21 protein-coding genes are annotated in these 25,316 nt (G+C 68.8%); 12 read left to right on the forward strand and 9 right to left on the reverse strand.

The window, feature by feature from the left end:
- Positions 1 to 65: 65 nt before the first annotated feature.
- The gene (locus tag DEQ67_RS19295) at positions 66 to 770 is read right to left on the reverse strand and encodes a creatininase family protein (protein WP_115861629.1); all 705 of its coding nucleotides are present in this window, start codon (positions 768 to 770) and stop codon (positions 66 to 68) included.
- Between the two features lie 221 nt (positions 771 to 991).
- Here DEQ67_RS19295 and DEQ67_RS19300 point away from each other — a divergent pair, with 221 nt between their 5' ends.
- The 4 genes from DEQ67_RS19300 (at position 992) to DEQ67_RS19315 (ending at position 7,337) form a co-directional block, all read left to right on the forward strand.
- On the forward strand, positions 992 to 2,578 hold the full coding sequence (locus tag DEQ67_RS19300; protein WP_115803547.1) for an ABC transporter substrate-binding protein: 1,587 nt from the start codon (positions 992 to 994) through the stop codon (positions 2,576 to 2,578).
- 60 nt (positions 2,579 to 2,638) lie between these two features.
- Complete coding sequence (locus DEQ67_RS19305) at positions 2,639 to 3,646, forward strand: ABC transporter permease (protein ID WP_049896000.1); 1,008 nt, start codon at positions 2,639 to 2,641, stop codon at positions 3,644 to 3,646.
- A complete protein-coding gene (locus DEQ67_RS19310; RefSeq protein WP_186372494.1) occupies positions 3,639 to 4,619 on the forward strand; it encodes an ABC transporter permease in 981 nt (326 codons plus the stop codon). The genes DEQ67_RS19305 and DEQ67_RS19310 overlap by 8 nt, the downstream gene beginning before the upstream one ends.
- Positions 4,620 to 4,799: 180 nt before the next feature.
- The gene (locus tag DEQ67_RS19315) at positions 4,800 to 7,337 is read left to right on the forward strand and encodes an ABC transporter ATP-binding protein (protein WP_115861516.1); all 2,538 of its coding nucleotides are present in this window, start codon (positions 4,800 to 4,802) and stop codon (positions 7,335 to 7,337) included.
- A 27-nt stretch (positions 7,338 to 7,364) separates the two neighbouring features.
- Here DEQ67_RS19315 and DEQ67_RS19320 read toward each other — a convergent pair whose 3' ends face one another.
- Both DEQ67_RS19320 and DEQ67_RS19325 read right to left on the reverse strand, forming a co-directional pair.
- A complete protein-coding gene (locus tag DEQ67_RS19320; RefSeq protein WP_115861518.1) occupies positions 7,365 to 8,189 on the reverse strand; it encodes a polysaccharide deacetylase family protein in 825 nt (274 codons plus the stop codon).
- An 83-nt stretch (positions 8,190 to 8,272) separates the two neighbouring features.
- Entirely contained in the window at positions 8,273 to 9,226 is a 954-nt protein-coding gene (locus DEQ67_RS19325; RefSeq protein WP_115891565.1) for an LLM class flavin-dependent oxidoreductase, read from the reverse strand.
- A 120-nt stretch (positions 9,227 to 9,346) separates the two neighbouring features.
- Here DEQ67_RS19325 and DEQ67_RS19330 point away from each other — a divergent pair, with 120 nt between their 5' ends.
- From DEQ67_RS19330 to DEQ67_RS19345, 4 genes are all read left to right on the forward strand, one after another.
- Entirely contained in the window at positions 9,347 to 10,072 is a 726-nt protein-coding gene (locus DEQ67_RS19330; protein ID WP_115861522.1) for an SDR family NAD(P)-dependent oxidoreductase, read from the forward strand.
- Between the two features lie 572 nt (positions 10,073 to 10,644).
- Positions 10,645 to 11,052 carry a PPC domain-containing DNA-binding protein gene (locus DEQ67_RS19335; protein ID WP_115861524.1) on the forward strand — a complete coding sequence of 136 codons (408 nt, stop codon included), beginning with the start codon at positions 10,645 to 10,647 and terminating at the stop codon, positions 11,050 to 11,052.
- Between the two features lie 600 nt (positions 11,053 to 11,652).
- The gene (locus DEQ67_RS19340) at positions 11,653 to 12,516 is read left to right on the forward strand and encodes a DUF6293 family protein (RefSeq protein ID WP_115861526.1); all 864 of its coding nucleotides are present in this window, start codon (positions 11,653 to 11,655) and stop codon (positions 12,514 to 12,516) included.
- Between the two features lie 108 nt (positions 12,517 to 12,624).
- Positions 12,625 to 13,854 carry a PQQ-binding-like beta-propeller repeat protein gene (locus DEQ67_RS19345; RefSeq protein WP_115861528.1) on the forward strand — a complete coding sequence of 410 codons (1,230 nt, stop codon included), beginning with the start codon at positions 12,625 to 12,627 and terminating at the stop codon, positions 13,852 to 13,854.
- 55 nt (positions 13,855 to 13,909) lie between these two features.
- On the opposite strand, the gene DEQ67_RS19350 is transcribed toward DEQ67_RS19345, so the two are convergent.
- From DEQ67_RS19350 to DEQ67_RS19365, 4 genes are all read right to left on the reverse strand, one after another.
- The gene (locus DEQ67_RS19350) at positions 13,910 to 15,535 is read right to left on the reverse strand and encodes a hypothetical protein (RefSeq protein WP_115803540.1); all 1,626 of its coding nucleotides are present in this window, start codon (positions 15,533 to 15,535) and stop codon (positions 13,910 to 13,912) included.
- The gene (locus DEQ67_RS19355; protein WP_004061613.1) at positions 15,532 to 16,308 is read right to left on the reverse strand and encodes an ABC transporter ATP-binding protein; all 777 of its coding nucleotides are present in this window, start codon (positions 16,306 to 16,308) and stop codon (positions 15,532 to 15,534) included. The genes DEQ67_RS19350 and DEQ67_RS19355 overlap by 4 nt, the downstream gene beginning before the upstream one ends.
- An 86-nt stretch (positions 16,309 to 16,394) precedes the next feature.
- Entirely contained in the window at positions 16,395 to 17,261 is an 867-nt protein-coding gene (locus DEQ67_RS19360; RefSeq protein WP_170076662.1) for a hypothetical protein, read from the reverse strand.
- 154 nt (positions 17,262 to 17,415) lie between these two features.
- Positions 17,416 to 18,234 (reverse strand): alpha/beta fold hydrolase, encoded by an 819-nt coding sequence (locus DEQ67_RS19365; RefSeq protein ID WP_115861532.1) that lies wholly within the window; start codon positions 18,232 to 18,234, stop codon positions 17,416 to 17,418.
- Between the two features lie 60 nt (positions 18,235 to 18,294).
- On the opposite strand from DEQ67_RS19365, the gene DEQ67_RS19370 reads away from it, so the two are divergent.
- Complete coding sequence (locus DEQ67_RS19370; RefSeq protein ID WP_188149026.1) at positions 18,295 to 19,053, forward strand: helix-turn-helix domain-containing protein; 759 nt, start codon at positions 18,295 to 18,297, stop codon at positions 19,051 to 19,053.
- Positions 19,054 to 19,115: 62 nt separating this feature from the next.
- Here DEQ67_RS19370 and DEQ67_RS19375 read toward each other — a convergent pair whose 3' ends face one another.
- A complete protein-coding gene (locus DEQ67_RS19375) occupies positions 19,116 to 20,339 on the reverse strand; it encodes a PQQ-binding-like beta-propeller repeat protein (protein ID WP_115803538.1) in 1,224 nt (407 codons plus the stop codon).
- Positions 20,336 to 21,625, reverse strand: coding sequence for a PQQ-like beta-propeller repeat protein (locus DEQ67_RS19380; RefSeq protein WP_115891564.1), 1,290 nt, complete (start codon positions 21,623 to 21,625; stop codon positions 20,336 to 20,338). The genes DEQ67_RS19375 and DEQ67_RS19380 overlap by 4 nt, the downstream gene beginning before the upstream one ends.
- A 127-nt stretch (positions 21,626 to 21,752) precedes the next feature.
- Between DEQ67_RS19380 and DEQ67_RS19385 the strand changes: the two genes are divergently transcribed.
- The 3 genes from DEQ67_RS19385 (at position 21,753) to DEQ67_RS19395 (ending at position 25,314) form a co-directional block, all read left to right on the forward strand.
- A complete protein-coding gene (locus DEQ67_RS19385; protein WP_115861538.1) occupies positions 21,753 to 22,943 on the forward strand; it encodes a PQQ-binding-like beta-propeller repeat protein in 1,191 nt (396 codons plus the stop codon).
- Positions 22,933 to 24,186 carry a PQQ-binding-like beta-propeller repeat protein gene (locus DEQ67_RS19390; protein WP_115861540.1) on the forward strand — a complete coding sequence of 418 codons (1,254 nt, stop codon included), beginning with the start codon at positions 22,933 to 22,935 and terminating at the stop codon, positions 24,184 to 24,186. The genes DEQ67_RS19385 and DEQ67_RS19390 overlap by 11 nt, the downstream gene beginning before the upstream one ends.
- A gap of 93 nt (positions 24,187 to 24,279) precedes the next feature.
- Positions 24,280 to 25,314 (forward strand): HEAT repeat domain-containing protein, encoded by a 1,035-nt coding sequence (locus tag DEQ67_RS19395; protein WP_115861542.1) that lies wholly within the window; start codon positions 24,280 to 24,282, stop codon positions 25,312 to 25,314.
- Positions 25,315 to 25,316: the final 2 nt, after the last annotated feature.

The raw sequence follows: 25,316 nt of genomic DNA on the forward strand, positions 1-25,316 counted from the left end.
TTTGCGGTTTCGCTCGATTTCGTCCGTCTATCCGTCTCTCCGCCTCTCCGTCGCCGAGGCCCGCGTTACTCCAGTTCCGACCGGAGATGCGTCAGGATGCGGTCGGTCGTCGAATCGATGACTTCTTCGAGGAACTCCGGGTCGGACTGCGTCGGGTCGCCGAGGCCGCCCTCGACGGTCAGGTCGTCGAAGTGGGCGTACTGGCGGACCTCGTATCGGTTCTTCTTCGTCTGCGGCGTCTTGCGGTCGCCGCGGACGAGGTCGGGACGGTAGTGCTCGATGACGCTCGTCTCGTACTCGCCGGCGTGGCCCCACTCGGTGCCGAACCGCGCTTCCAACTGGTCGCGGGCGAAGTCGGTCCAATGTGCGTAGTACGAGTCGAGTCCGTGGTCGCGCTGGAGTCGGTCGAGGGCGAGTTTGTGCGGTTCGATGTTGCCTCCGTGGAAGTTGGCGACGAGAAACCGGGTCCCGCCGTGGCGCTGGACCGACCGGCCCACGTCGATGATTATCTCCTGGTACGTGTCGGCTCCGAGCGAAATCGTCCCCGCGTAGTTGATGTGGTGCTCCGAGTAGCCGTACGGGAGCACCGGCAGAACGAGGAGATTCAAGTCGTGTTCCGGGGCCGCCGCGGCGAGCTCCGCGGTCAGGTTCTCCGCTCGGATGGAGTCGACCGAGGTCGGGAGGTGCGTCGAGTGCTGTTCGGTTGCCCCACAGGGGAGCACGACGAAGTCCGCCTCGTCGAACGCGGTTTCGGCTTCCTGCCACGTCATCTCCGCTAGGAGCGACTGTGACTCCGTTGAGTCCATAGGGAGATACGCACAGCTTCCATATATAATACTTTTTGAATCGGAATTTTTAGCAGACAACGGGAAACGAACACACGGTATGCAAACGCTTATGTTGGTGATGCCGAAATGATTCGGCGTCAATGATGAGAGAGAGTGTCTCACGTAGGGATATACTGAAAACGACGGGTGCGTCGATACCCGTCTTGCTCGCCGGCTGTACGTCCGACTCCGGGTCCGAAACGACGAGCGAGGGAGACGGCGGTGGCGGCGAAACGACCGCGGGCGGCGCGACCGAGACGGCCGCCGGCGGTTCCGACGCGACGATAAACATCGGCCAGGCGCTGAACCCCGTCCGATTCGACCCGATAACGCAGCTTTCGAACCCCGACGCGCTCGTCGCGAACCGGGTGTTCAGTCAGCTGTACACCTACGGCGAGGGGACCGACGTGGTCCCGAACCTCGCGACGAGCATGCCGACCATCGAGCGGGACAACACCCGATACATCGTCGAAATCGTCGACAACGCGATGTTCCACAACGGCGACCCGGTCACCGCCGAGGACGTGGCCTACTCGTTCCGCGCGCCCATCGAGGAGGAGACGCCCCTCCTGGGCATCTTCAGCGTCATCGACTCGGTCGAGGCAATCGACGAGACGACGGTCCAGTTCGACCTCTCGAACCCCTACGCGATGTTCCAGCACGTCCTCACCCATCAGGTCGTGCCGGAGGCCGTCCGCGAGGAGGACAAAGAGGCGTTCAGTACCCAACGGCCCATCGGCTCGGGGCCGTTCAAGTTCGTCGAGTGGGAAGAGAGCAACTACGTCACGCTCGAACGCTGGGACGACTACTGGGGCGACGAACTACCCGACGTCGCGGGCGTCGAGTTCACCCCCATCACGGAGTCGACGACGCGCGTCACCAACCTCCGGACGGGCGACGTGGACGTTATCGAGACGATTCCGCCCCGACTTTGGGAGACCGTCGAGGGCACCGAAGACACGAGCATCTCCGAGGTGGAGAGCGTCGGCTACTTCTACGTCGCGTTCAACTGTAACGAGGGGCCGACAGCCGACAAGCGCGTCCGCGAGGCCATCGATTACAGCTTCTCGATGGACGACGCGGTCGACCGCTACATCGACCCGGCCGGACTCCGCCAGTACGGCCCGCTTCCGGGGCCGATGGTCGAAGAGTGGGACATGCCGCTCGAAGAGTGGATGGAGATCCCGAACGACAAGGACGTCGAGCAGGCGACGGCGCTGTTCGAGGAGGCCGGCGTCCCCGCCGACTGGGACGCGAAGATTATCGTCCCGCCGGACGACAACCGCGAGAACATCGGCCTCTCTATCGCCAACGGCATCAAGGAGGCCGGCTACGAGGCCCACGTCGAACGGCTCGACTGGGGCGCGATGCTCAGCCGCGCCTACACCGGCAACGCCTCGGACTACAACATCTACGTCCTCGGGTGGGTCCGCTACCCCGACCCCGACGACTTCATCTACAACCTGTTCCACGAGGACTCGGAGGGCGTGAACCAGGGCGTCTACTACAAGAACGACGAGGTGATGGAGCAGATTCAGGGCGCGCGCGAATCGACCGACCGCGACGAGCGCCAACAGCTCTACCAGTCGGCCATCTCGACGCTCCTGGCGGAGAAGGTCCACCTCCCGGCGTTCAACTACAAGAACTCCTACGGCGTGAAGTCCACCGTCAGCGACTTTCAGGTCCACCCGGTCTCGCCGCAGAACCCGCGGCTCCTCACCGGCTACAACAACGTCTCCGTCGACAGATGACGGTACCCTGTCGGTAACAGTTACCAAACGTTATATGCTCACTCCCCATCCACTCCACTCATGACGACAACCGGTTACATCGGACGACGATTACTCCAAATCGTTCCGGTCTTGCTGTTCGTCGTTACGGTCACGTTCGTCCTCATCAACTCGATACCCGGCGACCCGGTTCGCATCTTGGTCGGGCCGAGCGCCGACGCGGCGGCCATCGAGGCCGCCCGCGCGAGATACGGCCTCGACCAACCGCTGTACATTAGGTACGTCAGGTACGTCGCGGCCGTCGCCACGGGCGACTTCGGGACGAGCATCCACTACGGTGGAGTCGCGGTGACGGAGAAAATCTTCGAGCGGCTTCCGGTGACGCTGCTGCTCCTCGCGTCGAGTTTCACCCTCGCCATCGGCTCGGCGATTCCGCTGGGTATCTTCGCCGCCAAGAACCGTAACAACGGCTACGACCACCTCGCCCGTATCACGTCGCTCATCGGCGTCAGCACGCCGAGCTTCTGGGTCGGCCTGCTTCTCATCATCGTGTTCGCGTACTACGGCGACCTCCTGCCGCCGAGCGGACTCGTCATGCCGTGGGCCGACCCCGCGTCGGTCGAGGGGGCGGCGTCGAGACTGGACGTGCTCGCGACCGCCGCGTCGCATCTGATTCTCCCCTCTATCACGCTGGGGACGCTTCAGATGGCGGCCATCACGCGCATCGAGCGGTCGTCGATGCTCGAAGTGCTCAACAAGGACTACGTCCAACTCGCTCGCGCGTACGGCGTCTCCGAGCGGACGATTCTCCGCAAACAGGCGTTCAGGAACGCGCAACTGCCGGTGCTCACGGTCATCGGCATCCAGATGACGACCGCTCTCGGCGGCGCGGTGCTGACCGAGACGGTCTTCAACATCAACGGGATGGGGAACCTCATCATCACCGCGGTCCGGGCGCAGGACTACCAGCTCATCATGGGTACGACGATATTCTTCGCCATCGTGTTCGTCCTCGGCGTGCTCGTCGTGGACGTGCTGTACGCAGTCATCGACCCGCGCATCTCCTACGGGGGTGGTGCCGGTGAGTGATTCGACGGCCGCCGCCGGCGACTCGGCCCGCACGGGCGGCGTCGCGGACGCCGACGAGCGCTCCGCCGTCTCGCGCACCTCGCAGGTGCTTCGACAGCTCAAGCGCAACTCGGCGTCGCGCGTCGGTCTCTACGTCATCGGGCTCGTGACGCTCGTCGCGCTGGTGACGACTATCGACGCCGACCTGTTCGACTACCAGTTCGCGGCGACGTTCTGGTACCACCCGGAGAACGACCCGTCGGGGAGCACCATCTTGCTCCCGCCGGTCGGCATCGAAAACAGCTTCGGGACGGGGACGTGGGCGCATCCGCTCGGGACGGACCACCGCGGCCGCGACGTACTCGTCAGGCTGGTGTACGGCACCCGCATCGCCGTTCAGGTGGGTCTCATCGCGACGGGCATCGGGATGACCATCGGGACGGTCGTCGGCGCGGTCTCCGGCTACTACGGCGGCTGGGTCGACGACGTGCTCCAGCGGTTCGTCGAATCGCTGTACGCGATTCCGTTCCTCATCCTCGTCATCGCAATCATGTCCGCGTTCGGCCGCGAGCTCGGTATCGCCATCATCGGCGTCTCCATCACGACGATTCCGGTGTTCACGCGCCTGATTCGCTCGCAGGTGCTGAGCGTCCGGGAGATGGAGTACGTCGAGGCCGCGAAGGCCGCCGGCGTGCGCGACCGGCACATCATCTTCCGCCACATCATCCCCAACAGCTTCGCGCCGGTGCTCGTCCAGTCGACGCTTCAGGTCGGCGTGAACATCCTCATCGTCGCGTCGCTGTCGTTCCTCGGCTTCGGGGTCCAGCCCCCGACGCCGTCGTGGGGGCAGATGCTCGCCCACTCGCGGCAGTACATGATCGTCAACCCGTGGTTCAGTCTCTGGCCCGGCCTCGCGATTCTCGCGACGGTCGTCGGCTTCAATCTGCTGGGCGACGGCCTGCGCGACGCAATCGACCCGCGGTCGAACGACTGACGATGAACGGACGACACCTCTCACCGACCGTTCGCCCCGGGGCCGGGAGTCGCCCGGCCGCCGTCAGTCGCTCGCCCGCCGAACTATCGCTCCCTCCACGGGGCGGCGTCGGCACTCGCTCTTGCGGTTTTGCAGAGGCACCCATCTCACGCACCGACGCCCCCCACGATTCCACGACCAATGTCTGATACGCTACTCACCGTCCGCGACCTGCACACCCACTTCCGCACCGACGCGGGGACCGTTCGGGCCGTCGACGGTATCTCGTTCGAGGTACAGCGCGGCGAGGTGCTCGGCATCGTCGGCGAAAGCGGCGCGGGAAAGAGCGTCGCGGCGCGGAGCATCATGCGCCTCATCGACTCGCCGGGCGTCATCGTCAACGGCGAGGTCCGCTTCGAAGACGACCTGCTCGTCGGCGTCGAGCGCGGCGACGCCCCCGACGACGAACCGCGGCAGGACCCCGAGATGCTGTCGAGCCGCGAGATACGCGAGCGCATCCGGGGCCGCGAAATCGCGATGATATTTCAGGACCCCACGGAGAGCCTCAACCCGGTGTTCACCGTCGGCGAGCAGTTGAGCGAGATTATCGGGCTCAACCGCGACGTGTCGGCGGCCGAAGCCGAGGCCATCGCCGTCGAGCGCCTCCGCGAGGTCGGCATCCCCGAGGCTGAACGCCGGATGGACGACTACCCCCACGAGTTCTCCGGGGGGATGCGCCAGCGCGTCCTCATCGCCATGGCGTTCGCGTGCGAACCGAGCCTCGTCATCGCCGACGAGCCGACCACCGCGCTCGACGTGACCGTCGAGGCGCAGATTCTCGACCTCGTGAAGGACCTCGCGGCGCGCTACGACACGTCGTTCGTCTGGGTCACCCACGACATGGGCGTCGTCGCCGAGATATGCGACCGCGTGGCCGTGATGTACCTCGGCGAAATCGTCGAGCAGGCGACCGTCGACGACCTCTTCCACGACACGAAACACCCCTACACCGAGGCGCTTCTCGGGTCGATTCCGCGGCCCGACCGCGACGTGGACGGCCTGTCGCCCATCGAGGGCATCATGCCGGAGGCCATCAATCCGCCGCAGGGCTGTCGCTTCCACACGCGGTGTCCGCACGCCCGAGAGGCGTGTCTGCACTCCCACCCCGACGCTCGGCGCGTCGACGGCGGCGGTGACGAAGACGGTGACGTGGCGATGCAGATGCAGACTGCCGACGGGACGACCCTCGCGGACGCGGAAGTCGCCGCCGCCTCGTCCCACCGAGCGGCGTGTCTGCGGAACGACGCGTTCGCGGAGGCCGGCTACTGGGAGAGCGCCCCGCTCGACGACGCCGAGTCGGAGTCGGCTTCGGCCGCCGCCGAATCGGAATCAGAGTCAGAGCCGGAGTCGGCGTCGGCGTCCGCCTCCGCAGGTGACGCCGCCGACGCCGCCGTCACCGCAAACGCCGCCGCCACCGGGTCCACCTTCGACCCCGACGCCGACCCGCTGCTCAGCGTGCGCGACCTGCGGAAGTACTTCGACGCGAGCGACGGCTTCCTCGACCGTCTCCGGTTCGACCGCGACGCGGGACTCCTCCCCTTCTCGGCCGACCGCGAGCACGTCCGCGCGGTCGACGGCGTCTCGTTCGACATCCTGCCCGGCGAGACGCTCGGCCTCGTCGGCGAGTCGGGCTGCGGGAAGTCCACGCTCGCGCGGACGCTCCTCCGGCTGGTCGACCCGACCTCCGGCGACATCGTCTTCGACGGGGAGAACCTCGCCGAACTGTCGAAAGAGGAGCTACGGAAGCGCCGCAAGCGCATGCAGTTCGTCTTCCAGGACCCGCAGGCGTCGCTCGACCCGCGGATGACCGTCGGCGAAATCGTCGAGGAGCCGATGCGGGCCCACGGGCTCTACGAGGGCGACCGCGAGGGGCGGGCGCGCGAACTGCTGGAGACGGTCGGTCTCGACGCCGACCACTACAACCGCTACCCGCACCAGTTCTCCGGCGGCCAGCGCCAGCGGGTCAACCTCGCGCGGGCGCTGTCGGTCGACCCCGACTTCATCGTCTGCGACGAGCCGACCTCGGCGCTCGACGCGTCGGTGCAGGCGCAGGTGCTCAACACGATGAAGGAGCTTCAAGACGAGTTCGGGCTGACGTACCTGTTTATCAGCCACGACCTGAGCGTCATCCGCCACGTCTGCGACCGCGTGGCCGTGATGTACCTCGGCGAACTGGTCGAACTCGCCGACAAGGACGACCTGTTCGAGTCCCCGAAGCACCCCTACACCCGGGCGCTCCTCTCGTCGATTCCGGTGCCCGACCCGCGGGTGTCCCGCGAGACCGTTCCGCTGTCCGGCGACGTGCCGTCGCCGATTCACCCGCCGAGCGGCTGCCGGTTCCACACCCGATGTCCGAGCCTCGTCGCCCCGGCGGAACTCGACCTCAGTGACGACGAGTGGGACCGCGTGCGCCGGTTCGTCAGAGCCGTCCAGCGCGAGTCCCCGGACGCGGCCGACGACGACGCGAGAGCGACCTACTTCCCCGACGGCCTCCCCGCCGGCGACGCCGGAGAAGCCGTCGAGCGCGCGCTCTCGCTCGCAGCCGAAGGTGCGTGGCGCGACGCCGCGTCGCTCCTGACCAAGACGTTCGTCGAGCCGAGCGTCTGCACCTCCGAGGTGCCGGCGCTGGAGTCGCCCGACGAACTCGACCGTATCGTCAGCTGTCACCACTACTCCTGAAAAAGCGCCGCCGGCTTTATTTCGCCCTTAGGCCGACCCGAACCGGTCTGCGACTTCGGCCACGGTTTCGAAGGCGACGCCCGGCGTGTCGGCGACGTGTTCGACGAACGATTCGAGCCGGACGAGCCGGTGTGACTGCCCGATGACCTGCGGGTGCATCGTGAGGACGAAGACGCCGTCATCGACGTTGTCGACCATCCAGTCGAACTGCTCGCGCCACTGGCGGAACACCGCTTTCTCGTTCGCGTACCCCCGCTTGCGGTTGAAGGCGAACGCCGGGAAGTCGTCGCGTTGCCACGAGACGGGTACCTCGACGATGTCGGTCTCGGTGCCGCGCTCGAAGGGGGCGTCGACGGGCGCGGCCCACCCCTCCCGAACGCGGTACGGCTCGAAGTCGGTCGCCATCTGGCTGGAGTCCCACTCGAAGCCGAGTTCGTCGAGGATGCCGAGCGTGTGGGTCGAGAAGTCCCACGACGGCGAGCGGTAGCCAGTCGGCCGCCGCCCCGTGAGGTCCACGATGCTCTCGACGCCGCGTTTCACGTCGTCGTACTCCGCCTCTCTCGACTCGTACTGTCCCGGGCGGGTGTGCGACCAGCCGTGGTGCTGGATGTCGTGGCCGCGGCTCCACACCTCCTCGGCGGCCTCCGGGAAGCTGTCGATGGTGTGGCCCGGCGTGAACCACGTGGTCTCGACGCCGAACTCGTCCAAGCGGTCGAGGACGCGGGGCGCGCCCACGTCGACGCCGAACAGTCCTCTCGACAGTTTCGTCGGGCTGTCCGGCGACTCGAAGGAGTGTATCCACGAGGAGACGCCGTCGAAGTCGAACGTGAGGCAGACGCTGTGGTGAGTCACGCTTCGACGTACGAAAATCGATGTGATAGCTGTTTCCCTGCCGCACCCGAACGCTGGCGGCCTCTCGTCTCTCGTTCCGCGAGCTACCGAAACGCCGGCGCGACGCGCTCGGCGAACAACTCGGCGCTCGTCGTCTCGGGGAAGTCGACGAACTCCACGACAACCTCGCCGAAGCCCATCTCGACGAACGTCGCCAGTCGCTCGCGCACCTGTTCGGGCGTGCCGACGAGCGGGAACTCGCCCTCGGCGACGTTCTCGGGCTTGAACCGCGGGAAGTGCTCGTCGAGGAGGGCGTCGAGTTCCGCCTCGTCCTCGCGTAGCAGACACCGCGCGAACCACGAGCGCTCTATCTCCTCGAACGGCCGGCCGTAGCCCTCGCAGTGGCGTTCCAGCACGTCCAGTTTGTGTTGCATCACCTCCGGCGGTCCCCAGAAGTTCCACGAGTCGGCGTACTGGGCGGTGATTCGGAGCGTGAACGACTCGCCGCCGCCGCCGACCATGATGGGCGGGTGCGGGTCTCGGACGGGGTGCGGCCGGCACATCGCCTCGTCGAGGGTGTAGTAGTCGCCGTCGAAGCTGACCGTCTCCTCGGTCCACAGGCGCTTGAGCATCCGAATCGACTCCTCCAGCATCCGAAGGCGAGTCGGCGCGTCCGGCCAGTCGTAGCCGTAGGCCCGCGCCTCGCTTTCCTTCCAGCCGGCGCCCATGCCGAGTTTCAGTCGGCCGTCGCTCACGGCGTCGAGCGTCGCGGCCTGCTTGGCGAGGAGCGCGGGGTTCCGGAAGTGGTTGTTCACCGTCTTCGGGTAGAGGTACACGTCTTCGGTCTCGCGGGCGATGGCGGCCAGCGTGACGAAACACTCCGTCGTGGGGCCGCTGCCGGTCATGACGTGGTCGGGGACGGCGACGCCGTCGAAGCCGAGGCCCTCCATCGCCACGGCGAACTCCACCTGCGCGTCCCACGAAATCTCGTCGCAGAACGCCAACTGGGAGTGAACGGAGTCGCCGGCGCTGGTCGGAACGTTGACTGCGAACTGCATACGAACGGCTCACGCGCGACCACGAAAACAGTTCCCACTCCACTCGCTTTCTCACTCCCACTCGCGTCCTCACTCGCCGCCACCCCAACACGTACTACAATTCGAGCCGTTCGGTATCACATGACGGACCACCAGCGCGCGGCAATCGTGACCGGCGCGTCCAGCGGTATCGGACGGGCGGTCGTCGAGCGACTCCGAGCGGACTACGACTACGTCGCCTGCTTCGACATCGAGACCGGCGAGACCGACTGGGACGACGAAGGCGTCCACGAGTTCGCGGTCGACGTACGCGACCCCGACGCGGTCGCGGACGCGGTGGCGGCGGTCGAATCGGTCGCCGACGTGGCGGCGCTCGTGAACAACGCGGGCATCTCGCGGGCCGTCTCCCTCGCGGACCTCGACCCAGACGAGTGGGACCGCGTCCTCGACGTGAACCTCAAAGGGCAGTACGTCGTCGCCCGCGCCGTCGCCCCGGGCATGGTCGAGCGCGGCGAGGGTGCCATCGTCAACGTGTCGAGCGTCGCCGGCCTCCGCGGGAGCGCCACCGGCGGCGTCCACTACTCCTCGTCGAAGGCGGGCGTCTTCGGGCTGACCAAGGGGCTGGCGAAACAGCTCGGCCCCGAGGTGCGCGTCAACTGCGTCGCGCCGGGGATCGTCGAGACGCCGCTTCTCACCGAGTCGAATCTCTGGACCGAAGAGGCGCTCGCCGAGTACGCCGCCGACCTCCCGCTCGAACGCATCGGAACGCCCGAGGAAGTCGCTGACGTGGTCGCGTTCCTCTGCGACGGCGCGAGCTACGTGACGGGGACGGTGCTGACGGTCGACGGCGGGTCGATGCTCCGGTGACCGAGGTCGCCGGTCGCCGGACGCCGAGCGAACAGCCAGTACCCGCGAACCGACCGAGACATACTAAATCCAAAGATAATATTCTAATTTGATAGTTCGGCGCCCAATCTCTCGTATTCTCCGACCAGCACTGTCTCGGCGCTGCTCACTCGGCCGTCTCCGGACCAGCCAGCGCGTCTATGACGAAAACGGCTAGTACAGCGCCTTCACCCGACTTGTAGCGCCGTCACAACTCGATGGCGAACTCGGAACCGAGCTGCGTCACCGAATCGGCTCGCGTCGGCGCGCGTCGGCGTGTCTCTGTGCGTGCCGGTGCGTTCCGGTACGTGCCGGTGCGACTGACCGCTTGAAGTTCGGCCGTTGTCTCCTGAACCGCCTCCGTTCGCGGCCGCGTGGTCGGTGTCACTACCGGTCGAGTCGTCGTTCTCGATTTCGTATTTTTATCCGATATTTTAGGGAACTGAGAAACTATCGACAAAACAATATTTTTAACATCCGCGTTCGTCCCGCACCGTCGGGTCTTTCAAAACATATTACGTCACCGCCGGTGTACCGGACGCTCGGGCACAACCATGGACTATGTCAACGAAGGCGACACGGTCGTCGTCAGGCTGGACCCCGGCGAACAGGTCCTCGACTCGCTGGCCGCGGTGCGCGACGAACTCGACATCGAACACGGCTTTCTCACGGGTATCGGCGCGGTCGACGCCGTCACGCTCGGCCACTACGACGTGGACGACCAGGAGTACCTCGAAGAGGAGTTCACGGGCCAGTTCGAGGTGACGAGCTTCCTCGGCAACATCGGCCCCGACAAGATTCACACGCACATTCAGGTCGGCACTCGCGACTTCGAGACGCTCGGCGGCCACTGTTCCGGCGCGCGCGTCTCCGGGACGTTCGAGGTGGTCATCCACCTCGGCGAGACGCCGCTGACCCACCACCTCGACGAGCGGACCGGCCTCGACGTGTTCGACGTCTGAGCCGGCCCGGACCGAGCCGAGTCGGACTGAATCGAACTGAATCGAACTGAATCGAACTGAATCGAACTGAATCGAACTGAATCGGACCGAGCGCGTCGCGATGCGGACGCTCGGTCGCTTTTTCCCACGCCTGCCGTGAGTCGAGAGCGTCGCGTCCGTCGGCTGGCGTGAGGCAGTTCGGAGAAAGAAAAGACGGCGCTGTCGGGGCGTCGGCCGGTGGTGGAGGGCCGAAGCGAGGGGGGCTGGAGGGCGAGGGCGTGTGTCGGCGGACTGGCCGACGCCCCGAGCGCACCGAACGAGGGTTCCGGGGGTTGTCCGCCGACGCGGGTTCCGCCGCGGAGACGCGACCGGGGACCGCTGGTCGCGCCGCCGTCGGCGGGTCGCAACCGCCGGTGCGTTGGAGGGCGCGGCCGGCGGCAACTATTCGTAGTCGACATCCCATATTGGCGGTTCCTCGGTTACTACCGTTACTTACGTGAGTAGCGTGAATAGCGTGTATTCTCCGGAAGTTCGGGGTTACGGGCGTTCTCTCGTTCGCCTCCGGGCGAATTACCCAATCGAATGACTTTCGACCCGGGGGGTCGTGGCCGAGAGTGACAGATGAAACGACACCTCCGCGTTCACATCGTCCCCCTGTGGCGCGAACACGACCGCATCGTCGGCCCCATCGAGGACGACCGACCGGACAAGGTCTACCTCCTCGAACACGAGGACTCCGCGGTCGAGCGCCCGACCTACCACGAGGCGGTCGTCGACCGCATCGCCGACGTAGTCGGTTCTCCGCCCGACGTCGAATACTTGGACCTCTTCGATATGTACGAGGTGATGGGCGCGATTACGACCATCGCCGACTGGCACCCCGACGACTTCGTCCGCGTCAACGTCACCGCCGGCACCAAGCGCGCGGCCGTCGGCGCGACGATGGCCTGCATGGACGAACACACCGACGCCGAACCGTACGTCGTCGACCCAGAGGTCCGGCCGCACGGCCTCGACGCGCCGGTCACGGAGGGCTTCGCGCAGGCGTCGCTCCTGACGACCTACCAAATCGACTCGCCGTCTCCCGACCAGGTCGCCGCGCTCGCCATCATCGAGGCCCACGACACCGACGCCAAGCACGCGAAAAAGAAGACGCTCATCACCGAGGCGGCTCGCTACGGCCTCGAGTTCATGCGCGGCCGCGTCGACGGCGAGGCCGACGACTACGACCCCGTCACCGGCGACTACAACGTCCTCGACAACCGCGTCACCGCGACGCTCGAACATCAGGGCTACGTCACGGTCACCCAGCGCGGTACTCGCCGCTATCTCGAACTCACGGAGGAGGGGCGACAGACGCTCCGCGCGTTCCGCCACCGGGCCGAATCGGTCGTCTCGGACCTCGAAGCGCGGACCGACGACCCGTCCGAGAGCGTCGATTTCGCCCTCGACAACCCGGTCGACGCGCTCGTGGCGAATCGGTAGGGCGAGTTGCCCTCGCGGTTACTGCCTCCGCCGCTCCCCGGCCGCCCCGGCCGCCCCCGCCGCTTCGAGGGGAACTGTTAGTACGGTCGCGACACGAGCCAGATATGTATGCCCTCCAACATGCACACGCGCAGAGCCGTTCTCGCGGCCGGCGGGGCGACCGCTCTGGCGTCGCTCTCTGGCTGTGTCGGCCGCGCGCTCGGTGCCCTCGACCTTGAGCGAGACTACCGGCGCGACGCGCCCGTCGGCGACGTGACGGGCGCGTGGCCGACCGCCCAGCACGACTTCGCCAACACCGGTTACACGACCGACTCCGGCCCCTCGGCTGACGCGAGCGTCGAACGAATCGCGTCGGGCGACGCCGCGCTCGCCACGTCAGTCGCCCTCGCCGACGGGCGCGGCGTGCTCGGCCACAGCGACGGCGACGGCGAGGACGGCGTCTATCGCGCGCTCGACCTCGATTCCGAAACCGCCCCCGCCGAGTCCGACGACGCGTGGACTATCGACTACGCGCACGGCAAGTCCACGCCCACGCTCGCCGGCGACGCGATGTTCGTCTCGACCGCCGAGTTCGTCGCGGCTTACGACGCCCGGACCGGCGAGCGGTGCTGGCGGACGACCGAGGGCGGCTACGGGACCCCCGAAAACGCGCCGGTGCTCGCCGCGGAGACGCTCGTCGACGGCGGGAGCGCGCCCGTCTTCGGGCGAGACCCCGAGACTGGGGCGGAGCAATGGTGCTACGACGCCGGCGAGGCGTATCCCGGACTCGTCGCCCGCGACGGCGTCGTCTACACGCCAATCGGCGCTGACCACGAACAGACCGGCGTCGCCGCGCTCGATGCCGCCACCGGCGAGGAGCGATGGCGGCGCGAGGACCTCCCGCAGAGCGGCGTCCCGCTCGCGGTGGGCGGCTCTCACCTATACTACAACGCCCACCGCGGGAACGTGTTCGCTCTCGCCCTCGAAGACGGGTCGACGCAGTGGCAGGCGTCGATTCCGCTCCCGGAGAACGGCAGTCCGCGGACCGCCGTCGCGGGCGATACGGTCCACGCCCAGACCTCGCGGGGGAGCCTCGCCGCGTTCGACGCCGCCGACGGCGCGACGAAGTGGACGCTGTCGCTCGATGCGGATACGTTCGCCCGACCGCCGGTCGTCGCCGGCGACACCCGCTTCGTGGGGAGCGACGACCGTCTCTACGCGGTTTCGGCGGCGTCCGGTGAGAACCTGTGGTCGACGGCGCTCGACGCCCGACCGTCGGGCGGCCTGTCGGTCCGCGGGTCTGAACTCTACTTCGCCGGGATGGGTCGGAACCCCGGCGTGTTCCGCGTGACGGACTGACGCCCACTCGTCGCCGCCGATTGCGTTTCGCGCCGACCGACGATGCCACCTCCCGTCAGTCGAACGTGTACGTCCGGTATCGTCGAATCGCGTAGCGGTACGAGCCGTAGGAGACGCCGACGGTCACCAGGAGGTACAGCCCGACTCCGGCGGCGAGAAGCGGCGTCGGAGCGAGGTGCCCGGTGACGCCGAACCACGTCGCGACGAGGCCGATGACGGTTCCGGGGCCGACGACGAACATGAACGCCATCAGCACGAGCGTCGAGGGGACGACCGTGGTCGCGCCCCAGAACTCGCGTTCCTCGTATATCGGGTAGGCCGCGCCGATGCCGACCGAGAAGGTCGCGGCGGCGAGGCACATGCACACGCCGACGAGCGCGAAGCCGACCGCGGACAGCGGCGACGTACCGAGGGCGACGGTCACCAGCGGGAGCGCCGCCGCGACCGGAGCGCCGAGAAGCACACCGGCGAGGACGCGCCCGCGGACCAGCGTTCGCGGCGCGGTGGCGGTCAACAGCAACATCGGGAACTGCGGGCGGTCGTCGCCGACGGGGTTGAGGCCGAACGTCGCGCCCGCGAGATAGGTTCCGAGGCCGGCCCCGCTCGCGGCGAGTATCGGTCCGAGGCCGTCGGCCGAGGACTGGACGATGGTCGTCCCGAGCGGGCCGAGGAAGAACACCAGCATGACGAGGTGCGTGAACTGCTGGGGGTGGCGGACGCCGCGGACGAGCAGGCCCCACGCGACGTTGCCGCCGTTCGTCCCAGCGAGCGGCTTCGGCGTCGAGAAGCCGCCGGCAGACCCGTCAGCCTTCGCGCTCGCCGCCGAGCCTCGGTCGCCCCCGGGCGCGCGGTCGGTGAACCAGAGCGCGCTCGCCTGCCGGGTGGCGACGACGAGGCCGAGAGGCGTGAGCGCGGCGATGGCTGCGAAGGTGGCGACGGCGGCCGCCGAGAACGGTCGGGCGAGCGGGGTGCCGACGAATGCGAGCGCGAGGTAGTCGGTGAGCGGACCGAACGTCAGCGTCGCCGCCAGCGTGTCAACCGGAAGCGACCCATCGCCCAGCAACCGGCCGAACGCCTGCGAGACGAGGACGAACGCGGCCATCGCGACGAAGCCGACGACTTTGAGAACGCGCCGGACGCCGGGCAGACGCTTGAAGCCGCGGAGCACGGCAACGCCGGCGGCGTAGCCCCAGACGGTCGTACAGCACGCGAGCGGGACGACGACGACAGTCGTCGTGAGCAGCAGCGACGGCGCGCCGAGCCCGGCCGTGAACGTCGCGGCGACGACCGCAATCGGGAGTCCGAACCAGAGGGCGATTCGGGCGATTTCGGCCGTGATGAGTCCGATGACGACGGCCCGCGGGTGGACCGTGGTCAGCACGAGCGACTCGTGTTCGACGCGGCCGATTCGTTCGAGCGTTCGGAACGTCGCGAGGAGCGTGAGCACCACGGGCACCGCGGTGGCGACGAGGCCGAAGAGGGGAATCTCGGTCACGGACTGCGCGCTCCGACCGGCGACGTAGACGGCCGGGAGCGAAAACAGGAGGCTGCCCCCGAAGAACAACAGGAGCAACAAGAGGCCGACGACTCGGCGCGTCTCGGAGGTGTACCCCCGGATACTCCGAACGAACTCGGCGCGCCCGATTCGGAGGCCGCGGCGAACGTCTCGTCGGAGGCTCATTCGTCGGTGGCACCCGACAGCTGCGGTTCGTCGCTCGTGACCGCGAGGAACGCGTCTTCGAGCGAGCCTTCGCCGCCCGTCTGGGCGCGCGATTTCACCTCGTCGGGCGTCCCCTCGGCGACGACGCGGCCGTCGAACAGGACGCCGACCTCGTCGGCGACGGCTTCGACCACGGGCAGGATGTGCGTCGAGAGGAAGACGGTCGCCCCCGAGTCGGCCACGTCGCCGATGGAGGTCCGAATCTGCCGCGCCGCGCGGGGGTCGAGTCCCGAGGTCGGCTCGTCGAGAAACAGCACGTCCGGGTCGTGGAGCACGCTCTGGATGAACGCGGTCTTCTGTTTCATCCCCTTGGAGTACGTGCCGATGCGCTTGTTCGCGTCGCCGACGAGGTCGAACTGGTCGAGCAGGTCGTCGATGCGCGCCTCGGCGGTCTCCGACGGGATGTCGCGGAGGTCAGCGACGTAGTCGAGCTGCTCGCGGGCGCTGAACTCGTCGTACAGCGGCGGCGTCTCCGGGAGGTAGCCGACGTGCGGCGCGAGTTTCCCGCGGTCGCTCACGTCGAGGCCGCAGATACGGACCGACCCCGAGGTGGGCTGTGACAGCCCCGTCAGGATGCGCATCGTCGTCGTCTTCCCCGCGCCGTTCGGCCCGAGAAAGCCGTACACCGTTCCGCTCGGAATCGACAGCGAGACGCCGTCGAGCGCGACCTCGGAGCCGTAGGCCTTCCTGAGGTCGGTCGCTTCGACCGCGGCGTCCGCGTTCGTGGAGGGCATGGGACGACCCTCGATTCACTCTCCGGACGCGTAATGGTTGCGAATTGATACACGGGCAACAGAAGCGCGTCGATTCGCCCGCCGTCTCAGGGAGTCGTCGTCTCGGGGTCCGTCGGGCGAATCGACCGGTAGAACGCGGTCGAGTACGCGGCGAAGAAGCCGCCGATGAGGCCGCTGACGAGCACGAGTCCGACCGCGACGGCGACCATGCCGACGACGCCGATTGCCGGGAGGCTCGAAAACGCCGACGCGGCGGGCGCACCGCTTCCCGCGCCGGCCACCGCGGTCCCCTGATGCCGGAGCGACGGGGTGAGGAGGAGCGAGGCCACGCCGCCGAACACGCCGGCGACGAGGCCGCCGAGGCCGACGATGACCGAGTAGCCGAAGACCGATACGAGGTTGTTTCTGACGCAGGCGACGCTCCGCTTGACGCCGTCGACCGCGCCGAGGTCGTCGATGACGATGGCGTGGCCGAAGAACTGCACGACGAACGCCACGGCGAGGTAGGTGAGCACGACGGCGAGGACGACGATGGCCAGAATCGCGAGCCCGACCGTGCCCAACTCGATTCCGCTCCCGAGGACGGCGAGGCCGACGAACACCGCGGCGAAGCCGCCGACGAACGACAACACGAGGTTGACGACGAGCAGGCTGAAGTAGACGACGAGCAGCGAGACGTAGTGCGACTTCCCCTCGCTGACGAGCGTGCCGAGCGAGGTGCGACCGTCGATAGCTTCGTTGGCCATGCCGAGGACCCCGCCGAGGAAAAACGGGATGACGAATACCGTGACCCCGCTGAAGACCAGCGAGACGATGCCGCCGACGAGCGGGCCGACCGCCTGTGCGAACAGCGACGGGAGTTGGACGAGGCTGAACGCCATGGCGACGACGAACAGTATCGGGTTCCGTCTGAGAGAGCCGGCGGCTGTGCCGATGGATTGGAGGGCTGCCATACCGCCCACGTCGCGGTACCGCACAAAGAATGTTGGGTTGACAGGTCGTCCCTCCCGTCCCCGGTCTCCGACCCACAACTCGGTCGTTGACGAACGGGAGGCGGCCCGTGTTGCCGAGACCGCGATTACGCGTGTACCCGTGTAATCGGCGCTTTCACGGGAGACCGGCTCGGTCACGAAGGAACGCGTCGACCGCGGCCGCGACCCGCTCGGGGTCGTCGCCGGGGCCGCCGTGGCCGAGCGCGTCGAACTCGACGAACCGACTGGTCGGAAGGGCGTCGTGGACGTTTCGGGCGCTCTCGCGGAGGAAGTCGGGACCGTCGGTGCCGGCCAAGACCGCGGCGGGCGCGTCCACGTCCAAGCGGGCCGGAAGCCGGTACTGCTCGACCGCGCGGTTCATCCGGACGACCTCCTCGGCGAGGGCGACGCAGTCGGGCCAGACGGGCCATTCGTCGAGCCACGCGTCGAGGTCGTCGATGCCGTCGGGGTTGAGCACCTGCTCGACGTAGCGTTTGACCGCCTCGCGCCGCTGTCCCGCCTCCACGAGCGCGGCCATGCGCTCCGAGAGGTTCGCCTCGGTTCGGTTCGCTTCCGGGAGTACCGCCGGTTCGTAGGCGGCGACGGCGGCCACCCGCGCGTCGGTCGCCGCTTCGAGGGCGGTGAGCGCGCCGTAGGAGTGACCGAACAGCACCGGGTCGCGCCCGGTCGCCGCGCGAATCTCGTCGACGAGTTCGCGGACGCACTCGACCTCGCGCTCCAGCACCGCCTCGGCGGGCGTCGTCTCGGCGTCGTCCAGACAGGTGCCGAACCCGGGGCGCTCCGGGACGACGACCTCGTAGTCCCCGAGGTGCGGGACGACCGGGTCCCAGAACGCCGGCGGTGCCATCCCGCCGTGACAGCACAGAAGCGGCGTGTCGTCTCCGAATCGTTCGTCGGACAGTTCGGCTCCGGGTTCGAATCGAATCGGTTGCATCGCACCCTCGCTTGTCGCCGGCGTCGGCTAAGTCGCACTCTCAGCCGTGCGGCCGTTTACATGGGGGCCGAAGACGGAGACCGCCTCGGCCGCTTCGACACGCCCATGACCGACCGCCGAGAGAGCGGACGTATGGGGCTCATCGCCGAGTTCGACATCGACTGCGACGCGCTCCCGCTGACCGGGGTCGCGGCGGCGGTTCCGGAGGCGACGCTCGCGCTGGAACTCCAGTACAACCACGGCGAGCGGCCGATGTTCATCGTGACGGCCACCGGTGGAGAGGCGCGGGCGCTCGAAAGCGCCATGGACGACGCCTTCGACGTGGCCGACTGGACGCGAATCGGTGAGTCGGGCGAGACGCGCCGGTATCAGGCTGCTCCGGCGCGGAGCTTCGAAGAACAGCTCGGAGACAGCCTCGACGACCTCGCCGGACTGGAGGCCCTCGCCACCGCCGACGCCATCATCGAGCGCATCGAGGTCCGGCCGGCGGGCTGGCGGCAGACCGGTTGGTTCGCAGACCGCGACGAATTCGGGCGATTCGCGTCGTTCTGGCGGCGGAACGCCGGTTTCGAACTCCGACGACTCGCCCGCGACGGCGACCCCGAACCGCCGGGCGAGGGACTCACCGACCGACAGAACGAGGCGCTCCGGACGGCGTACGAACTGGGCTACTTCGACATCCCTCGCGGGGCCACCCTGCGGGAGGTCGCCGACGAACTCGGCATCACCGCGTCCTCGGCCTCCGAGCGACTCCGGCGGGCGCAGACCCGGCTCATCGCCGAGACGGTCGCGACGACGTGGCCGCCGCTTCCGAACTGACGAACCGCGGAACGGACCGCCCGACCACCCAACCGGCCGAGTCGCGTCCGGCGACGAACGCCCTAACTCAGCCGAACGACGGCGCTCCGGCCGGCGAAGTAGACGCCGTCCCCGGCGACGCTCGGTCCGATGTCGAAGCGTTGGCGCTCGTCTCCGGCCAATTCCTGTCGCGTATTCCCGGTGGCGGCGTCGAGGACGGTCATCGCGCCGCCGCTGTCATCCCGCGTCGGGACGAACACCGTTCCCGCACCGACGGCGATACCGCTCGCGTAGCTCCCGGCGTAGCTCCGGTTGTCCCAACAGCGGGTCCCGTCAGCCAGCGCGAGCGTGACCAGTCGGTCGTCGGCCGCGACGTACACCCGACTGCCGTCGGTCGCGATGGTCTCGGGCTGCCTCGGTCGGCGTTCGCCCCCTGCCCGCCGCGGTTCGAGCCGGTAGCGCCAGCGCTCCTCGCCGGTCTCGGCGTCGAATCCGAGCACCGTTCCCGCCCCGGTCCCGACGAGGACGGTCCCCTCGACGACCGAGACGTTACAGTCGATTCGGGCGCTCGTCTTCGCGCGCCAGCGCTCCGTCCCGTCGGCCGTATCCAGCGCCCGGACGTAGGTGTCGTCGCCGGCGGCGTAGACCGTGTCGCCGTCGACCGCGGGCGTCGAGTCGGAGGGGAACCCGGTCGCGGCCCGCCAGCGGGTCTCGCCGGTCGAACGCGCCACCGCGTGGGTCGCCACGCCCGATTGGACGTAGACGGTGTCGCCCGCGACGATGGGGCTCGCGCCGAAGATGCCGCCGTCGAGGTCTTCTCGCTTCCAGCGCCGGTCGCCCGTCGCCGCGTCGAACGCGTGGGTCGCGGCGTTAGTCACGACGACGAGCGTCCCGCCGCCGACTGCGGGCGCGGGTTCGGGGTCGGTGAGCGGTCTGGTCCACATCCGCTCGCCGGTCTCGGCGTCGACCGCGGAGAGTTCGTCGTCCATGTCGTGGACGTAGACGGTATCGTCGGCGACGACCGGGACGTGGTGGCCGACGTAGGTCTCGACGGGCACCGTCCAGTCTATCGCGAGGTCGCCCTCGGGGACGGCCTCGGCCGCGACGGCTCCGGTGTTCGTCGCCGGACCCAGCACGCCGCGCCAGTCCGTCGTCGCCGGTTCGACGGGGTCGTACTCGGGGCACTCTCCGTTCGTCGGGTTGTGCTCCGACCGCGTTCCGAGACAGCCCGTTGCGCCGATGGCGGCGGTCGCCCCGAGACTTGCCAAGAGCCGTCGTCGGGTCGGTCGCTTGCCCGCGTCGGTCATGCGACCTTCACCACCCCGCGGTGCGCGTGGGTCAGATACATCGCGTCCCCGGTGACGACCGGCGACGCCACCGGTCGGCCGTAGTACGGCTCGGCGAAGTAGTTCCCGCTCTGAAGCCACTCGTCGGCGTCGCCGCCCCACTGCCGCGTCCCGTCGGCGGCGGAGACCGCTCCGGTTCGGATGTAGACTCGCCCGTCGGCGACGGGTGGACGAGCGAGATACGGGAGCGCCGTCGGGTCGCGGTCGTAGCTCGGCGGCGCTTCGTTCACCACGCGCCACCGTTCGACGCCCTCGCTCCGCGAGAGCGCGTAGAGGTTCTTCGCGCCGACGTAGACTCGTTCGTCGTCGACCGTCGGCGGGCCTGCCGCCGCCGAGCCGGTCACGAACTGCCACCGCTGCTCGCCGGTGTCGGGGTCCAGCGCGTAGACGGTTCCGCCGACGGTCGCGTACAGCGCGTCGTCGGTGACGGCGAGGCCGTTGGGTGACCGGCCGTATCGTCCGTCGAGCACCGTCCGCCAGCGCCGCCCGCCGCCGTGGTCGTAGCCGAGAACGACGACCGCCTCGCGCCCCCGGTCGAACGGCGTGAAGGCGGCGTAGACGCCGCGGTCGTCGGCGACGGGCATCGTGGTTTCGACCGGTTTGTCCGGACCGAGGAGGCGCTCTGCCGGCCCCGGTCGGTCGGCGGTCCACAGCCGGCTCCCGTCGCTTCCGACGGCGTGCAGGCGACCGCTCCCGCTTTCGACGTACAGCCGGTCCCCGTACGCCGTCGGCGTACCGAGTCGGCCGCCGAGGTCCGCGGTCCATTCGCTCCCCCCGTCGCTCCCGACGGCGTGGAGCGCGCCGTCGTACCCGCCGATGACGACGGTTCCTGAGTCGTCGTCGACGACCGCGGGGCCGCCGCCGAGCCCGTCCGCGAAGCCTTCGACCCACCGGACCGACCCGGACGCGGCGTCGATTGCGGCCAGCGGGCTCACGAAGTCGTCCGGCCTGTAATAGTGGGTGGCGACCCCAGTGACGTAGACCGTGCCGTCAGCGACGACCGGCGGGGACAGCGCGCCGTAGAGCGGTGGGTCGGCGGAACTCCGCGAGACGCTCCACGAGACGGTTCCTTCGGTCGGGCCGTCGGGGGCGCGACCCGTCGCCTGCGGGTCGTAGCCGGCGGTCGGCCACGCCGTCGTCGGCGCGTCGAACGTCGCGTCCGGGGCCGGCGACGAACCGCCGCAGCCAGCGACCCCGCTCACGAGCGCGGCTCCGCCCGCGGCCAGTACCTCTCGTCTGGAGAGCATACGCCCGCCGTCTCGGCGCGGGATAAAAACCTTCGTGGCTCCCCGCTCGGAGACCCGCCGACCGCGGCTGGTCGCGCCGCCGTCGGAACCAACAGGAGTATTATCAATCGGCACACACGTCCCCGCGATGCCCTCCTATTCGAGACGCGACGCGCTGAAGACGATTCCAGCGCTCGCCGCCGGTCTCGCCGGCTGTACGAGTCTTACGGGCCGCGACGACTCGCTTCCGATGCCGACCGCGTGGACGGTGGACGTGCGGACTCCGACCCGCGCCGTTCGGCCGCCGTCCGGCCCCCTGCTCGTCGGGACTGAGAGCCAGTTTCGTGACGACCCGATGGTGTCCGCTCTCGACCCCGCGACCGGCGAGGAGCGCTGGGCGGTGACCGGTGGCAAAGGCCGCCGGTCGCCCCTCGGCTTCGACGACCGCCACGCCTACCTGTTTTCGAGGGCGGAGCGGGCCACGGCGGTCGACTACGAGGCGGGCGAGCGAGCGTGGTCCACCGAACTGACGGGCGTCGATAGACCCGACCCGGGCGTCGTTCAGTACCCGCCGGCCGTCGCCGGCGACACCGTCGTCGTCCCCATCTCGGGCGTGGAACACGACGTTGTGGACCGACTGCTCGGGCTGTCCCGCGAGGAGGGCGACCGACGCTTCCGCGCCGACCTGCCGGCGTCGCTCGCCGGCGCGCCCGCTCCCGTACCCCCCGGAGACGGCTCCCAAGCCGGCGTCGTCGCGCCCGTCCTCGACGGGACGCTTCGCCGGTTCGCGACTGACGGCTCCGAATCGTGGCGCGTCGACGCGGGTCCGTCGCCGTCGTCGGTGACGGTCGCCGGCGACACCGTCTTCGTCGGGAGCGCGACCGAGGAACTGCTGGCGCTCGACGCGGCGACCGGCGAGGTTCGGTGGCGCGCGCCGCTCCAAAACACCGTGTTCTCCCGGCCGCTCGTCGCCGACGGCCGCGTGTACGTCGGCGGCGCGGACTACTTCCTGTACGCCTTCGACGCCGCGTCCGGCACCCGACTGTGGCGGGACGAGCTCGCCGCCCCCGTGACCCGTGGGCCGACCCGCGTCGACGACCGACTGGTGACCGTCGTGGGGTCGGACATTCTCGTCCGGGGGCACAGCGGGACCGTCCCGTTCGACCCGACCGCGCTGTACGTCCACGCGACCGACGGGACGCTCGTCGACGAACAGCTGTTCGAGCGAACTCCCGATGGCGGCAGAGTGAACTGGGCTGTCGCCGCGGGCGGTGGCGTCTACGTCGGACAGGAATGGCAACTCGCTCGCCTCGCCCCGGAGGTGCTCGATGCCGAGTGAGCCGCCGGAACGGTCGGGTTCGGCCGGGAATCGGAACCGACACGTCTCCCGCCGCGCGGTGCTCGGCGGGCTCGCGGCCGTCGGTTCGCTCGCGGTCGCCGGCTGCGGTTCGATTCCCGGACTCGGCGGGAGACGGCCCGTCTGGCGACGCGACATCGACGGTGCGTACATGGCCGGTCCGCCCGCCACCACCGACGAACTGGTTCTCGTCGGGATGCAGGACAAGGCGCTGTACGGCCTGCGGCGCGAAGACGGGTCGACCGCCGTCCGGTTCGAAACGGGCGGCCCGATAGAGACGCGACCTGTCACCCCTTCGTCCGGCGGTCCGTACCACGTCCACAGCACCGACGGCGACCTCTACGCCGTCGATGCGGCGGGCGACGAACTGTGGCGCGACGAGGGCACGGCGCGCCGGGCGCGACTCGTCCGCACCGACTCGCTCGTCGCTGAACTCGACTTCGCGCCCCCCGAGAACACGCTCACGGGCTACGACCCCCAGACCGGTGACCGACGCTTCGACCGGGCTGTTTCCTCGCACTCCCTCAACGGCGTCACCGACGACTCGCTCGTGGTTCCCGTGCCGGTGGGCGGGAGCGACTCGCGCGTCGTCTCGCTTTCGCCGGCGGACGGGAGCGTCCGGTGGCGAACTGAGCCCCGACGGTGGTATTCCAACGTGGTCGCGGACTCTCGACTCGTCGTCGCCGCGAGAGACGGGACGCTGGCAGCCTACGAGCCGTCAGACGGGAGCGCTCGGTGGCGCGTCCCCATCGGCGACGTGGGATGGACGATGGTGCTCGGGTCGCAGGCGTACCTCATCCGCCGGGGGGACGGGCGGCAGGAACTGCTCGCGTTCGACCGCGAGACCGGCGAGAAACGGTGGGCGAACCCCACCGGCTACCAGATTCGGGCGGTCGAGGCCACGGACGACGCGGTGTTCGTCGGGACCCGCGTCGACGACCCCGACGGCGGGGTTCTCGGCCAAATCGACTGCTTCGGCCTCGACGGGATGCGGCGGTGGCAGACCGTGACCGGACTCCCGTCCGTCGACTCACTCGGCGTCACTGACTCTCGCGTCGTCGCCGTCTGGGACCGCGGCTTCGAGGTGCTGGCCCGAGACACCGGCGCGTCGCGGTGGTCGTACGAACCGGAATCGGCCAGTCGACTCTCGTTCCGCGTCGAGTCGGCGTCGGTGTTTGTCTCGTACGTGGACGACGGCGAAGCCGCGCGGTTCCCGCTGGACTGACTCCGCGTCCCCGAGTCTCCGATTCGACGACGCGCTCCCCACCAACTTATTGCTGTGCCGAGGGGATACCCCGTCAACGAGGGACACGAACCGATGGACGACACACGCCGCGCGTCTCCGCTGGAGCGCCTCGTCGAAGCAGCCGAAACCCGAACTGACGATGAGGTGAGCGACTCTCTCGGGGAACTCCTGACGGCGTCGCCGGAAGACCGAAAGCGGGCGCTCCGAGAGCTTCGACGTCTCGCGGACGACCGCCCGACTGCGTTCGAGTCGTTTCTCCCCGCCGTCACGCCGTTTCTCACCGACGACGAGCGCGCCGTTCGACTGCTGACCGCGAAGGCGCTCGTCGCGGTCGCGGAGGCCGACCCCGACGCGGTCGCGCCCGCGGTTTCGGCGCTCGCCGAGCGCCTCGCCGACGAAGACGAGTTCTACTACGTCCGCGCGCGGTCGGCCGAGGCGCTGGGCTACGTCGCGCTCGACCACCCCGACGCGGTCGCCTCGCCGGCGGTGCTCGCGGACCTCCGCGTCGGCCTCTCGTTCGACGAACCCGAGGTGAAACAGAAGCTGGCGAAGGCGCTCGAATGCGTCGCGCTCGGCGACCCCGGGCGGCTTCGCCACCGCGTCTCGGCGCTCGCCGAACATCTCGACGACGGGGACGAACTCGTCCGATACCATCTCTGTACGGCGATTGCGGGCGTCGGCTGCGATTCGCCCGACTCGCTCGCGGCGGTTCGCGGGGCGCTCTCTGCTCGGCTCGTCGACGAGAACGCCTTCGTCCGGGGCCGCGCCGCCGAGGCGCTCGGGCTGTTGGCCGGTGAGCGCGGCGACCGCCGTGACCACGGTGAATCGGTGGCGGTTCCGGACTCGGCGCTCGGTGCGGAGTCCGACGAGGCGGCCGCGTTCGTCGCCGAACGAGTCGGGTTTCTTCGGGCGTCGATGGAGGGCGATACCGCGGCTGCGGCGTCGACGGTCGAGGACGTCGGCACGCTCGCCGGCGTTCGACGCACGACCGCGGACGCAGTCACCGAGATAACGTCGCCCGACGCAGAGGGTGTCTGTCCCCACTGCGGTATCGACCTCCCCGAGGGCGCGCCGCCGATGTGTCCGAGCTGCGGCGCGCCGTACTGAAC

Origin of the sequence: Haloferax sp. Atlit-48N (genome assembly GCF_003383015.2) — an archaeon.
GTDB lineage: Archaea > Halobacteriota > Halobacteria > Halobacteriales > Haloferacaceae > Haloferax > Haloferax volcanii.